Origin of the sequence: Mumia sp. zg.B21 (genome assembly GCF_019550855.1) — a bacterium.
In the GTDB taxonomy this organism is placed as follows: domain Bacteria; phylum Actinomycetota; class Actinomycetes; order Propionibacteriales; family Nocardioidaceae; genus Mumia.
Map to the genome: position 1 here is coordinate 16,346 of NZ_JAHWCJ010000001.1, position 13,282 is coordinate 29,627.

Annotated in this window: 12 protein-coding genes and 1 riboswitch; of the genes, 10 read left to right on the forward strand and 2 right to left on the reverse strand. The window is 71.6% G+C overall.

What is annotated here, in order from left to right:
- Positions 1 to 10: 10 nt before the first annotated feature.
- Positions 11 to 271: a hypothetical protein gene (locus KV100_RS00090; RefSeq protein ID WP_220340887.1), complete on the forward strand. Its 261-nt coding sequence runs from the start codon at positions 11 to 13 to the stop codon at positions 269 to 271.
- Between the two features lies 1 nt (position 272).
- Here KV100_RS00090 and KV100_RS00095 read toward each other — a convergent pair whose 3' ends face one another.
- On the reverse strand, positions 273 to 599 hold the full coding sequence (locus KV100_RS00095; protein WP_301022589.1) for a TraR/DksA C4-type zinc finger protein: 327 nt from the start codon (positions 597 to 599) through the stop codon (positions 273 to 275).
- Between the two features lie 105 nt (positions 600 to 704).
- Between KV100_RS00095 and poxB the strand changes: the two genes are divergently transcribed.
- Positions 705 to 2,438, forward strand: coding sequence for a ubiquinone-dependent pyruvate dehydrogenase (poxB, locus tag KV100_RS00100; RefSeq protein ID WP_220340888.1), 1,734 nt, complete (start codon positions 705 to 707; stop codon positions 2,436 to 2,438).
- A 16-nt stretch (positions 2,439 to 2,454) separates the two neighbouring features.
- Here the strand turns inward: poxB and KV100_RS00105 are convergent, their stop codons facing one another.
- The gene (locus tag KV100_RS00105) at positions 2,455 to 3,669 is read right to left on the reverse strand and encodes a glycoside hydrolase family 3 N-terminal domain-containing protein (RefSeq protein ID WP_220340889.1); all 1,215 of its coding nucleotides are present in this window, start codon (positions 3,667 to 3,669) and stop codon (positions 2,455 to 2,457) included.
- A gap of 128 nt (positions 3,670 to 3,797) precedes the next feature.
- On the opposite strand from KV100_RS00105, the gene KV100_RS00110 reads away from it, so the two are divergent.
- The 8 genes from KV100_RS00110 to KV100_RS00145 all read left to right on the forward strand — a co-directional run bounded on the left by KV100_RS00110 (position 3,798) and on the right by KV100_RS00145 (position 13,265).
- Complete coding sequence (locus KV100_RS00110) at positions 3,798 to 5,366, forward strand: diguanylate cyclase (protein WP_220340890.1); 1,569 nt, start codon at positions 3,798 to 3,800, stop codon at positions 5,364 to 5,366.
- Positions 5,367 to 5,478: 112 nt separating this feature from the next.
- Positions 5,479 to 6,168, forward strand: coding sequence for an NUDIX domain-containing protein (locus KV100_RS00115; RefSeq protein WP_220340891.1), 690 nt, complete (start codon positions 5,479 to 5,481; stop codon positions 6,166 to 6,168).
- A gap of 68 nt (positions 6,169 to 6,236) precedes the next feature.
- The gene (gene nadA / locus KV100_RS00120) at positions 6,237 to 7,508 is read left to right on the forward strand and encodes a quinolinate synthase NadA (protein ID WP_220340892.1); all 1,272 of its coding nucleotides are present in this window, start codon (positions 6,237 to 6,239) and stop codon (positions 7,506 to 7,508) included.
- Entirely contained in the window at positions 7,505 to 9,085 is a 1,581-nt protein-coding gene (gene nadB / locus KV100_RS00125) for an L-aspartate oxidase (RefSeq protein WP_220340893.1), read from the forward strand. Before nadA ends, nadB begins: the two co-directional genes overlap by 4 nt.
- Positions 9,079 to 9,933 (forward strand): carboxylating nicotinate-nucleotide diphosphorylase, encoded by an 855-nt coding sequence (nadC, locus tag KV100_RS00130; protein WP_220340894.1) that lies wholly within the window; start codon positions 9,079 to 9,081, stop codon positions 9,931 to 9,933. The genes nadB and nadC overlap by 7 nt, the downstream gene beginning before the upstream one ends.
- Before the next feature lies 1 nt (position 9,934).
- Positions 9,935 to 11,089, forward strand: a complete 1,155-nt coding sequence (locus KV100_RS00135) for a cysteine desulfurase family protein (RefSeq protein WP_220340895.1) — start codon at positions 9,935 to 9,937, stop codon at positions 11,087 to 11,089.
- Between the two features lie 339 nt (positions 11,090 to 11,428).
- A riboswitch (cyclic di-AMP (ydaO/yuaA leader) is annotated at positions 11,429 to 11,584 on the forward strand.
- Entirely contained in the window at positions 11,569 to 12,159 is a 591-nt protein-coding gene (locus tag KV100_RS00140; RefSeq protein WP_220340896.1) for a C40 family peptidase, read from the forward strand. Its footprint overlaps the riboswitch before it by 16 nt.
- Positions 12,160 to 12,227: 68 nt before the next feature.
- On the forward strand, positions 12,228 to 13,265 hold the full coding sequence (locus KV100_RS00145; protein WP_220340897.1) for a DUF3048 domain-containing protein: 1,038 nt from the start codon (positions 12,228 to 12,230) through the stop codon (positions 13,263 to 13,265).
- Positions 13,266 to 13,282: the final 17 nt, after the last annotated feature.

The following is a 13,282-nucleotide window of genomic DNA, read 5'->3' on the forward strand; positions in this document are numbered from 1 at the left end:
GAGGAGAAGCATGTCCAAGCTCGCCCCGCTCGCCGGAACGCTGATCGCCGCCACCGGCGCCGCCCACTTCGTCACCCCGCAGACCTTCGCGTCGATCAACGAGGCGGCGTTCCCGGAGAACACCGGCGAGTGGATCAAGCGCAACGGAGCCACCGAGGTGGCGCTCGGGCTCGGACTGCTCTCGCGCCGCACCCGCAAGCTCGCCACCGTCGGGCTGGTCGCCTACACGGCGTTCCTAGGCAGCCGCGTCGCCGCCCACCGCGCCGGCTGAGTCAGGCGCACCCGACGCACGTGCGTGCGGCCGGTCGTACGGCGAGCCGTTCGGCCGGGATCGGTCGCCCGCAGCGCTCGCACACCCCGTAGGTTCCGGCGGCGGCACGACCGAGTGCGGCGGTGAGCTGCTCACGCTCGGCCTCGTGACGAGCAATCAGCGCGGACATCTGCTCGCGTTCCCACGCGATCGTCGAGCCCTCGGGGTCGTGCTCGTCGTCGGCGTTGGAGGACTCCGAGGCCGCCACGATCGCCGCATGGTCACGGCGCAGCGCGGCCAGCAGCTCCTCCAGGCGCTCGAGACGCTCGACGATCGCGGTGGTGTCCACGAGCAAGCTCAACGACACCGGCAGGGTCGATCATTCCTGCCGGTCCACCCGGGCGATGTGACGATGGCCAGAGTCGGAGCACGGCCGCCGAACCGGGGAGTGACGATGCCGAGCACAGCAGAGGTGATGATCGAGACGGTCAAGGCCGCAGGTGTCAAGCGGGTGTACGGCCTGCCCGGCGACTCGCTCAACGCCTTCACCGACGCGCTGCGCAAGGACGGAACGCTCGAGTGGGTGCACGTCCGGCACGAGGAGGTGGCCGCGCTGGCTGCCGCTGCGGAGGCGCACCTGACCGACGAGGTCGCCGTCGTGGCCGCGAGCTGCGGGCCCGGCAACCTCCACCTCATCAACGGTCTGTACGACGCCCAGCGCAGCCGGGTGCCTGTCGTCGCCATCGCCTCCCACATCCCGAGCTCGGAGATCGGCAGCGGCTACTTCCAGGAGACCCATCCTCAGCAGCTTTTCCAGGAGTGCTCCGTCTACTGCGAGATGGCAGGGACGCCCGAGCAGCTGCCACGGATCCTCGAGATCGCGTTCCGTACAGCCGTGGCCGAGCGAGGCGTCGCGGTCGTCGTGGTGCCGAGCGACGTGATGCTGGCCGAGGCCTCAGGGCGCCGTCCTCCGTCGACGATCCAGGCGAGCCGCGCTGTCGTCGTCCCGGCCCATACCGACCTGCTGCGCGCTGTCGCCCTGCTCGACGCCGCCGAGCGGGTGACGATCCTCGCCGGCGCGGGGTGCGCCGGGGCTCACGGCGAGCTGGTCGGTGTCGCGGAGGTGCTCAAGGCTCCGATCGTGCACACGATGCGCGGCAAGGAGTACGTCGAGCACGACAACCCGTACGACGTCGGGATGACCGGGCTGCTGGGCTTCTCCTCCGGGTACCGCGCGATGGAGGCGTGCGACGTGCTGCTCATGCTCGGCACCGACTTCCCCTACCCGCAGTTCTTCCCCGAGCACGCGGCGGTGATCCAGGTCGACGTGCGCGGTGCACAGCTCGGGAAGCGGACGCCGATCGATCTCGGGCTGGTCGGCGACGTCGGTGAGACCCTGCGCGTGCTGACCCCGCTGCTCGACCCGCGCAGCGACGACGGCCACCTGATGAAGATGCTCGCGCACTATGCCCGGAGCCGCAAGGAACTCGACGAGCTCGCCGGCCCGGGGGGTGACGGGCCGTTGCACCCGCAGTACGTCGCGCGGACGGTCTCCGAGATGGCCAGCGCCGACGCGGTCTTCACCTGCGACGTCGGCACGCCGGTGATCTGGGCGGCGCGCTACCTGGAGATGAACGGGCAGCGGTCGATCGTCGGGTCGTTCACCCACGGGACCATGGCGAACGCCCTGGGGCACGCGATCGGCGCCCAGGCGGCGTACCCGGGCCGGCAGGTGGTCGCCCTCTGCGGTGACGGAGGGCTGTCGATGCTCCTGGGCGACCTGATCACGCTCGTCCAGCAGGAGCTCCCGGTGAAGATCGTGGTCCTCAACAACGCGTCCCTGGCCTTCGTGGAGCTGGAGATGAAGGCGGCCGGCATCGTGAACTTCGGCACCGGTCTCACCAACCCGAGCTTTGCCGCGATCGCGCGGGCGATGGGCATGCACGGCGAGCGGGTCGACCAGCCGAACCGGCTGCCGCACGCGATCTCCGAGGCGTTCGAAGCGCCCGGACCGGCCGTCGTGGAGGTGATGGTGGCCCGTCAGGAGCTGGCCATCCCCCCGACGGTCACCGCCTCGCAGGCGAAGGGCTTCACGCTCTACGCACTCAGGACCGTGCTCTCCGGTCGGGGTGACGAGGTGGTCGACCTGGCCCGGACGAACGTCTTCGGGCGGCGGCGCGACCGCTGAGCACCTGAGGGCGGCCTCAGCGGGCGGCGTGGTCGCGCTTGAGCGCGACCACCCTCGCGGCCGCCTCCTCGACCCGGGCCCGGAAGGCCGGGTCCTGGCGGGCCCGCGCGAGCACTGCCGCAGTCATCTCGGGCATCTGCGCCGGATCGATCGCGAGCACGAGGTCGCCACCGGCGCGGAGGAAGTCGACGGCGCGCTCGGCAGGCGTGCGGTCCTTGACCTGCTGCGCCGCGGAGAGGTCGTCGGACATCACCACGCCGTCGAACCCCATCCGCTCACGGAGCAGCCCGGTCACGATGGGTCGGGAGAACGCTGCCGGCTCGTGCGGGTCGATGCGGTCGAACGTCGCGGTCGCCATCATCACGACACGCGCTCCAGCGGCGATCGCGTCCTCGAACGGCCGCAGGTACGGGTCGGTCGCCGTCGTCTGCGAGTCGTGCACGTCGTCGCTGGTGTCGGTGTTGGCGGTCACCCGGCCGAGGCCGGGGAAGTGCTTCACGGTGCCGATCACGCCCGCGTCCTCCATCCCGCCGAGGAACGCGAGGCCCTTGCTGGAGACGGCCTGCGGCGTGAATCCGTACTGCCGGTCGAACGCGCCGATCGGAGCGTTCTTGGGGGCGAACGCAGCGCTCGGCACCGTGTCGAGGACGGGGGCGAGGTTGAGGTCCACGCCGGCTGCCCGCAGCTCGCGCCCCCAGGTCGTCGCCCGGCTCCGCAGGGTCGCTGCAGACCATCCGCCCTGCGAGACCGCACTCGGCAGGTCGGTGAACCCCCGACCGCGCAGCACCTGGACCTGGTCGCCCTCCTGGTCGGTCGCGACGAGGAGGGGCACCGAGCCCGTGCTGTCTGACCCGACTTCGTCGCGCAGCGTGCGTACCACGCGGGCGGTCGTCGCGACCCCGTCGTCGCTACGGCCGCGCAGCATGACGTTGCCCACGTGGTGGTCGCGGATCGAGTCGAGGGTGGCGCTCTCCGCATCCGACGGGGACGTGCCGGTCATGAAAACCTGCCCGACGACCTGAGGCAGGGTGAGTCCGGTCACGGCGGGCGGGCGGGGTGCCGACGGGCTGGGCGCCGACGGGCTGGGCTCGGAGGGTGCACTCGTGGCGGGCGTGGTCGTCGTCGCCGAGGCCTCGGCCGCGGGCCGGGGTGCCGACTCGCCGCACGCCGGAAGGATGAGGACCGCGGCCAGCGCGAGCGCGAGACGGCGCGTCACGAGGGTTGCGCTCATGCGGCCCAGGGTAGTCGGCCACGTCGTGCCGTCCGACCCGGCCGTGAACCCGCGATGCAGTTCACTGAAAGCAGGCATCGAATCGGACGATAGCGGCCATAATGGCGTGTACTCGGGGAAGGAGCGCGATGACCTCATCGATCACGTCGTCGCATGCGGCACGCCTCACCACCGCGCTGGGGGCGATCAGGGCCGGAGACAACGACTCCGCCGTCGCCGCGATGAAGACCCTGCTCCGTGACCTCGGGCACGATCCGTCTGAGCTGCGCGCAGCGGCGGAGTACGTGCTCGTGATCGCTGCCGTCGAGTCCGGGGCCTGCGGGCAGGCCTCGCGGGCGGCAGCCGCCTGCCAGGCTGTCGGTCTGGCGCTCGACGAGCCCGGCTGGGTGGCGATCGGCTGTGCCACGCGTGCGATCGCGGTGCTCCAGGACGACCGCCCCGCCGATGCGGTGAAGGACCTCGTACGTGCCGAGTACGAGTTGCGCGACTCGCGCCGGGACGACCTGCGCGGGTGGGCTCACACCCACCTCGGCCAGGCCTACGAGAAGTTCGGCCTGTTCGAGCTCGCGGTGCCGCACTACGAGGCGGCGATGGCCATCGAGGACCGCCTCCTCGACCTCGCGGGCTCCCGCGCGATCGACGCGCGCAACCTCGCCTCGGTGAACTACCACTGGGCCAAGGAGCTCGACATGCTGATGGAGCCCGACCTCGAGTCCGAGGTCGAGCGGCGTCGCGTGGAGGTCGTGCGTTGGGCCGAGCGCTCGCTGACGCTCGCCGACTCCGAGCACGTCGAGGGCTCGGTCTTCCCACTGGCCCGGTATCTGCGCGCGGCAGCCGGCTGGCCCACGGACCCCGCTCGGTGGATCGGTGAGCTCCACGTGTGCCGGAGCAACCTCAGCGAGGCCCACGTGGGCTTCGAGATGGAGGCGACGGCACTCCTGGCGGTGGCCTATGTCGAGGTGGGGGAGATCGCCCAGGCCCAGCGCGAGGCGCGCAGGGCGCTGATCCGGCTCGACGGGATCGACGACCTGAACGTTCAGCGCTACGTCCGGTGGGCGACGTTGCGGGTCGCCGACGCGATGGGCTATCCGTCCGCGGGGGCGGGTCTCGGTTATGGACGGAGCGTGTCGTGGGCGTGGCGCCAGCAGCACCGCAGCGACCTCGAGATGATGCGTGCGGCGATCGCCGGGTACGAACGCTCGCGGGCGCACGACGCCGCTGTGCAGGCAGCGCGCGAGGACGCGCTCACCGGTCTGGGCAACCGTCGTGCCTTCGACGAGTGGATCGCCGACGCGTCGGTGTCGAGCAGGGAGGTCTGCGTGGTTCTCGTCGACATCGACCGGCTCAAACAGCTCAACGACACCTACGGCCACGCCGTCGGTGACGACGCGCTCAAGACGGTGGGCGAGCTGATCCGTACCAACACCCGGAGCGAGGACCGGGCGGCCCGGCTGGGTGGTGACGAGTTTGCCATCGTGCTCTCCTCTCCCGATCCCGTCGAGGCCCAGCTGGTCATGGACCGTCTCCAGCTCGCCGCGCGGGTCGTCTCGCTGAAGCCATGGGTCGAACAGGCCGGCATCGGCCTGAGCATGGGCCTCGCGACGTGCAGCGAAGGGCTCTCCTCCGAGGCCCTGTACGCGGTGGCGGACGCGCGGATGTACGAGGACAAGCGTCGCCGTTCCGGCGCGGTCGCCTGAGCCGTTCCGGCGCGGTCACGCATGCCGGGGTAGCCAGTAAAGGTGATGATGACTATTATGTGTTCAGGTCACCCAGACCTTTACTGGTGACTCGACAGCGAGGGGGGACCGGATGTCCGGGATCGAGATCGCGGTCTCCACGGTGATCTTCGCGCTGCGGCACGATGACCGGACCGACCGCACCTCGTTGTGGATGCCTCTCGTGCGCCGCGTCAAAGATCCGTACAAGGGCAGCTGGGCGCTCCCCGGCGGTCCGGTCCACGAGGACGAGGACCTGTCCGACACCGCGCGCCGGACGCTGGTCGAGACGACGGCGCTCAGCCCGAAGTACCTCGAGCAGCTCTACACGTTCGGCCACGTCGCGCGCGCTCCGCAGCCGGTGCCCGGTCCCCGGGTCATCTCCGTCGTCTACTGGGCGCTCGTGCGTCCCGAGGAGGCGGAGCGCGGCATCGAGGACGACAACGTCTCGTGGCGACCCGCCGACGAGCCCCCCGAGCTCGCCTTCGACCACTCGACGATCGTCGAGTACGCGCTCTGGCGGCTGCGGACCAAGATGGAGTACTCACGGATCGCCCAGGCATTCCTCGGTGAGACGTTCACGCTGGCCGAGCTGCGCCACGTTTACGAGGTGGTGCTCCAGCGCACCCTCGACCCCGCCAACTTCCGCCGCCAGGTCGAGGCGAGCGGCGCCGTCGAGCCGACGGGGGACTACCTCGTCGGCGGCCGCCACCGACCCCCGAGGCTCTATCGACATCGCGAGGCGAGCGACCTCGCGGACAACGGACCCCTGACCCGGCCGTGACCACCACAGTCCCGTCGTACGACACCTCTCGCCGGCCGGTGCCGGCTCCTTCCAGGAAGGCCCCCACCATGTCCTCTGTCGACACCGTCGTCCGAAGCGCACCAGGCGCCACCTGCGACCCGAGCCTGGCCGACGGCCCGTGGACCGTGGACCTCGCACCACCCTCGTACGGGCCTGGCGCCTCCATGGGCGACGTGATCCCCGCGGCGGCGCCCCGCCAGGGCGTCCTCCCGGCGGCCTACACGCAGATGTCCGCCGACGAGCTCGACGCCCGCATCCGCGCCGCCAAGGACGCCCTCGGCGACCGGCTGGTCGTCCTCGGCCACTTCTACCAGCGTGACGAGGTCGTCCGGCACGCCGACTTCGTGGGCGACTCCTTCCAGCTCGCGAACGCCGCGCTGACCCGCCCCGACGCCGAGGCGATCGTGTTCTGCGGGGTCCACTTCATGGCCGAGACCGCCGACATCCTCTCCGGTCCGCAGCAGGCCGTGATCCTCCCGAACCTCGCGGCCGGGTGCTCGATGGCCGACATGGCCGACATCGACTCCGTCGAGCAGGCGTGGGCCGAGCTCGAGGCGGTCTACGGGACCGAGCCCGACGCCGACGGCAGGCTCCCGGTGATCCCGGTGACCTACATGAACTCCTCGGCGGCCCTCAAGGGCTTCTGCGGCGACCGCGGCGGCATCGTGTGCACGTCGTCCAACGCCGAGACCGTGCTGCGGTGGGCGTTCGAGCGAGCGCAGCGGGTGCTCTTCTTCCCCGACCAGCACCTCGGTCGCAACACGGCGAAGGCGATGGGCGTGAGCCTCGACGCCATGCCCATGTGGAACCCGCGCAAGCCGCTCGGCGGCAACGACGAGCAGACGCTGCGGGACGCGAAGGTTCTGCTGTGGCACGGCTTCTGCTCGGTGCACAAGCGGTTCACCGTCGCTCAGATCGAGAGTGCGCGCGCAGCGCACCCGGACGTCCGCGTGGTCGTGCACCCGGAGTGCCCCATGCCGGTCGTCGACGCCGCCGACGAGGCAGGCTCCACCGACTACATCCGCAAGGCGGTGGAGTCTGCGCCGGCTGGGACGACGTTCGCGATCGGGACGGAGATCAACCTCGTCCAGCGGCTCGCCGTCGAGCACCCCGAGCACACGATCTTCTGCCTCGACCCGGTCGTGTGCCCCTGCTCCACGATGTACCGGATCCACCCCGGCTACCTCGCCTGGGTGCTCGACGGGCTCCTCGAAGGACGGGTCGAGAACCAGATCCAGGTCGACCCGCAGGTCGCCGACGGTGCCCGCGTCGCGCTCGAGCGCATGCTGGCCGCCCGCCCGCCGGAGCGGGCAGCATGACGAGCCGTGCTCGGCCCCGACGCCTCCGGGTGGTCGTGGTCGGCAGCGGGATCGCGGGGATGACGACCGCCGTCGAGGCGAGCGTTCACCACGACGTCGTCCTTCTCACCAAGGGAGCGCTGGGCGAGGCGACGACCCGGTACGCGCAGGGCGGGATCGCGGTCGTCCTCGACGCTACGGCGCGAGCGGGCGTCGAGGACTCCGTCGCGGCGCACGTCGCGGACACGGTGACCGCAGGTGCCGGACTGGTCGACCGTGCGTCGGCCGAGGTGGTGTGCGGTGAGGGACCCGACGCGGTCGCGGCGCTCATCCGGTGGGGCACCCGGTTCGACCGGCAGGACGGGCGACTCGCGCTCGGCCTGGAGGCGGCACACTCGGCGCCGCGGATCCTGCACGCCGACGGCGACGCGACCGGGGCCGAGATCGTCCGTGCGCTGTCCGCGAAGGTGCAGACGGGCGCGCTCGCCGTGCACGACCACGCCATGGTCACCGACCTCAGCCTCCGCGACGGCGCGGTCGTGGGCCTCACCTGGGTCGGCGCCCCGAGCGGGCGCCCCCGGACGCTCGAGGCGGATGCCGTGGTCCTCGCGACCGGGGGAGCCGGACAGCTCTACGCGCACACCACCAACCCCGTCGGCTCCACCGGTGACGGCCTGGCCCTCGCCCTGCGTGCGGGAGCGGTGGCGACGGACGTGGAGATGTACCAGTTCCACCCGACCCGCCTGGCCGTGCCCGGCGGGGGACTGATCTCGGAGGCCGTCCGGGGGGAGGGAGCCGTGCTCCGCGATCAGGCGGGGCGGCGGTTCATGCGTGACGTCCACCGCGACGCCGAGCTGGCACCGCGCGACGTCGTGGCCCGTGAGATCGCTCGGGTCATGCACGAGCAGGGCGGTGAGCCGGTCCTGCTCGATGCCACCGCCCTCGGTGCGGAGTTCCTCGCCCGACGCTTCCCGGGCCTCGACGCGCGCTGCCGCGCCCATGGGCTGCGCTGGGACGAGGGACCGATCCCCGTCACGCCCGCCGCGCACTACTTCATGGGCGGCATCCGGGCCGACCTCGACGGGCGCACGAGCGTCCCCGGGTTGTACGCCGTCGGCGAGGCCGCGTGCACGGGCCTGCACGGCGCGAACCGTCTCGCCTCCAACTCGCTCCTCGAGGGCGCGGTGACCGCACGGCGTTGCGTGTCCGCGCTCCAGGAGCCCGGAGCGGCCGCGTGGGACGGTGAGCCCACCCCGTACGCCGCCGAGCCCGTCGGAGTGACGACCGGTGGGCCCACCGCAGGCGCCCTGAACCGGGACGAGCTGCAGACGACGATGTGGGCCGCCGCGGGACTCGTCCGCGACGGCGACACCCTCCAGGCGGCCGCCGACGCCATCGCCGGGTGGTCCCCGACCGTCGACGGGACCACGGCGGCGTACGAGGACGCCAACCTGCTGGAGGTTGCGCGGGTGGTGGTGACGGCGGCGCTGGCCCGGGAGGAGTCGCGCGGCGCCCACTTCCGGTCCGACCGTCCCGACCGTGACCCCGCCTTCGACCGCCACCTGTCGTGGGTGCGGAAGGGAACGCTCACATGCTGACCGACACGCTCATCAGGTCCGGGGTGCAGGCAGCACTCCAGGAGGACTCGCCGTGGGGAGACCTCACGGGGGAGGTGCTGGTCCCGGCGGAGGCGGTCGCCACCGCGCGCATGGTGGCCCGGGAGGCCGGAGTGCTCTCCGGCGGGCGGGTCGTCGACGTGGCCTTCACGACCGTCGACCCCGCCATCTCGGTCCGGCTCGAGCGGGCAGACGGTGACGCGCTCGAGCCGGGGACGGTCGTCGCGACCGTGGTAGGTCCCGCCCGGGGCGTCCTTCGCGCCGAGCGCGTCGCGCTGAACTTCGTCCAGCGGATGTCCGGCATCGCCACACAGACGCGCGCGTACGTCGAGGCCGTCGCCGGGACGGGTGTGCGCATCGTCGACACCCGCAAGACGACGCCGGGGCTTCGGGCGTTCGAGCGGTACGCCGTGCGGTGCGGCGGCGGGCACAACCACCGGTTCTCGCTGTCGGACGCCGTGATGGCCAAGGACAACCACCTCGCTGTCCTCGGCGACGACCCGGAGCGCATCACCTCGGCGCTGCGAGCCGCGCGAGAGGCGCTCCCGCACACGGTGCACCTCGAGGTCGAGGTCGACCGCCTGGACCAGCTCGATGCCGTCCTCGCGGCCGGTGTCGACACCGTGATGCTCGACAACTTCACGCTCGAGGACCTCCGTACCGGTGTCGAGAAGGTCGCCGGGCGGGCGCTGGTGGAGGCCAGCGGCGGCATCACGCTCCCTCGGGTCGGTGAGATCGCGCTGACCGGGGTCGACCTGATCTCGGTGGGGGCCCTCACGCACAGCGTCGCCGCGCTCGACCTGGGGCTCGACGTCGAGGTGGCGGTCTAGGGTGCGCTACCTCGACACGGCCGCGACCACGCCGGTTCGCCGCGAGGTGCTGGAGGCGATGTGGCCCTTCCTCACCGGCGAGTTCGGCAACCCGTCGAGCCGCCACGGTCTCGGAGACGTCGCGTCCCGGGCGCTGGAGCGCGCACGCGCGGACGTCGCCGCCGCGCTCGGTGCCCGGCCGGCGGAGATCGTGCTCACCTCCGGTGGGACGGAGGCCGACAACCTCGCGGTGAAGGGACTGGCACTGGCGAACCCGCGTGGGCGCCACCTCGTGACCACCCGGATCGAGCACCCTGCCGTGCTGGAGGCGTGCGACCACCTGGTCAGACTGCACGGGTTCCGGAGAGACCTGCTCGACGTCGACGGTGACGGCGTCGTCGACCTGACGCAGGCGGAACGACTGATCGGCGCCGAGACCACGCTGGTGTCGGTCATGCTCGCGAACAACGAGGTCGGGACGGTCCAGCCGGTCGCCGAGGTCGCCGCCCTGGCACGCGCACGGGGGGCGCTCGTGCACACCGATGCCGTCCAGGCCGTCGGGTCCGTCGTCGTGGATCCCGCGCAGCTCGGCGTCGACGCCCTCTCGCTCAGCGGCCACAAGGTGGGTGCGCCGAAGGGGAGCGGGGCCCTGTGGGTCCGCCGAGGCGTGCCCTTGGAGCCGCTGATCCACGGGGGCGGCCAGGAGCGTGGACTCCGGTCGGGCACCGAGAACGTCGCCGCCGCCGTCGGTCTCGCCGCGGCGATCACGTCGGCGGTGGGGTCCACGCCCGGGGGACCGCGTCCGCGAGGTCCGGTCGACGCCCTGGCCGCGGCCCGCGACGCGTTCGTGCGCGACGTGCTCTCCAATGTCGCGGGCGCCTTCCTCACCGGCCATCCGCGCCGTCGGCTTCCCGGTCACGCGTCGTTCTGCTTCCCGGGCACGTCGGGGGAGGCGGTGCTCCTGGGGCTGGAGCAGGATCACGGCATCGCGTGCTCCAGCGGCTCGGCGTGCGCCGCGGGCTCCGACGAGCCCTCGGAGGTCCTCTTGGCGCTCGGGATCGATCCCGAGGTGGCGCGTACGGCGGTGCGGTTCACGGCCGCGTCGCCGGCGGACTTCGAGGGTGCCGCCGGGGCCGTCGTCACCGCGGTGCGAGCCGTCCGGTCGCTCGCCGGCTGACCGTCGCCGGCGCGCCCGCGGGTGCGGTGGACCCTTGCATCCGCGCAGAGCCTTGTTATGGTCCTGGGACAAGACCGGTCAAAATATGACAAGGGTCACATAGCCCCTCTTCGATCACTGCGACGGCAGGGCAGGTGACCTGGACGAGCGTCCAAACCTCGTCCGTGGTGACGTCTGGTGTTTTGAGCGGGTCCATCGACGTGTCTATGGTGGCCCGCGGCCTGACAACAGGCCCCACAACCCCCCATAACGGGCATGACCGGGACGCGACCGGGTCCTGCCGGACAACTGAACATCGTGTGTGGGAAACGCCCAATCCTGCCCGCCTGCACACGCCCCCATCATCGACCGTCACCGACGGGCAGGAGCGGAGGAACCAACTCTGCACGAAGTCCTTCGGGTCATGCGTGCTCGGGGTGAAGCCCTAAGACAGGGCGGGGCCATCCTTCGGCCCTAATCCGACAGCTCACTTCGCAGGCGTGGAAGGGACCACGCTCATCATGCTCGCGACCCCCCGGACGCAGCGCCTCATGGCTCTGCCGATCGCTCTCTCCGCTGCCTTCGCGATGGTCGTCACGACCGCCAACGAGGCCAGCGCAGCCCCCGCCTCCACGTCCACGAGCACGGCCGCCGCGAAGACCGCGACCGCCCAGAAGCTCGCCGCCGCGAAGGCCACCAAGAAGGCCAAGCGCGTCGTCGCCAAGAAGCGTCGCGCCGGTCGCATCGTCAAGGCCTCCCGCGTCGCCGCGCGCCAGAAGGGTGACCCGTACCGCTACGGCGCGTCCGGCCCCCGCGCGTTCGACTGCTCCGGCCTCACCTCCTACTCGTTCCGCAAGGCAGGCATGAAGCTGCCGCGGACCGCGAACTCGCAGTACCGGCACGTCCGCAAGATCAAGAAGCGCAACATCCGCAAGGGCGACCTCGTCTTCTTCGGTGGGTCCCGCAAGTACCACGTGGGCATCTACTGGGGGAAGGGTCGCATCCTCCACGCGCCGTACTCCGGCAGCCGCGTGAAGGTCGAGCGGATCTGGACCCGCGGCTGGTCCGCAGGCACCATGCGTCTGCGCTGACAGCGACACCACCACGAAGAGCAGGGCCGGTGCCTCCTGAGGTACCGGCCCTGCTCCACCATGGGAGCATGCACGTGAGCCAGAAGCCCCGTACCGCGTTGCGCGCCACCCTCGTCGCGACCGCACTCGTCCTCGCGGCGGCGTGCTCGGGTGGTGACGAGCCGAAGACCCCGGAGAAGCCGACGCCGACCAGCGCCGACGCCGCGCGCAAGGCGGCGACCCTGAACCGCGCCAACCCGTTCACCGGCGAGGCGGCGGCCAAGGGTCTGCCCGATCACCCCGCCTTCCTGGTGAAGGTCGAGAACACCGCCGCCGGAGCCCCGCAGTACGGGTTGTCGCAGGCTGATCTCGTCGTCGAGGAGCTGGTCGAGGGTGGTCTGACGAGGCTGGCGGCGTTCTTCTACTCGCAGACGCCGACCAAGGTCGGGCACGTCCGCTCGACCCGGACCACCGACATCGCCCTCGTCAAGCCGACCGGTGGGCAGCTGATCGCCTCGGGCGGCGCGAAGGTGACCATCCGCAAGATCAAGGCCGCTGGTGTGAAGCTCTACAGCGAGGACACCGGCAACCTCACGCTCGCCATCGACCGGGGCAAGAAGGCCCCGTACGACCGGCTGCTGAACCTTGCCGCCTACGCCGACCAGCACCGGTCCGCGAAGGCCGCCGTGCCGCGGCCGTACCTGCCGTTCGGCGCGAGCCCGACGCCGGGCTCGACGAAGGCGACGTCGTTCGACGTCCGCTTCTCCCGCAGCTCCGCGACGCGGTGGCAGCTCGGTTCCGGCGGCGCGTACCGCCGGGTCAACGGCCACGCCCAGAAGGGCAAGGACTTCAAGCCGGACACCGTCCTCGTGCTCTTCACCCGACAGGTCGACGCGGGCTACCGCGACCCGGCCGGGTATCCCGTCCCCGAGACGGTGCTCAAGGGGGGCGGCCGGGCTGTCGTCCTCAACGGCGGCACGATGCTGAACGCCCGCTGGAGCAAGAAGAGCGCTGCGGCGCCGATCCAGCTGACTGCCGGGGGCAAGCCGGTCACGCTCGAGCGGGGCAAGGTCTTCGTCGAGCTCGTGCCGGCTGGCGCCGGTGGCGTGACGGTCCGGTCCCGCTGACGCGAGGAAGGTCACAG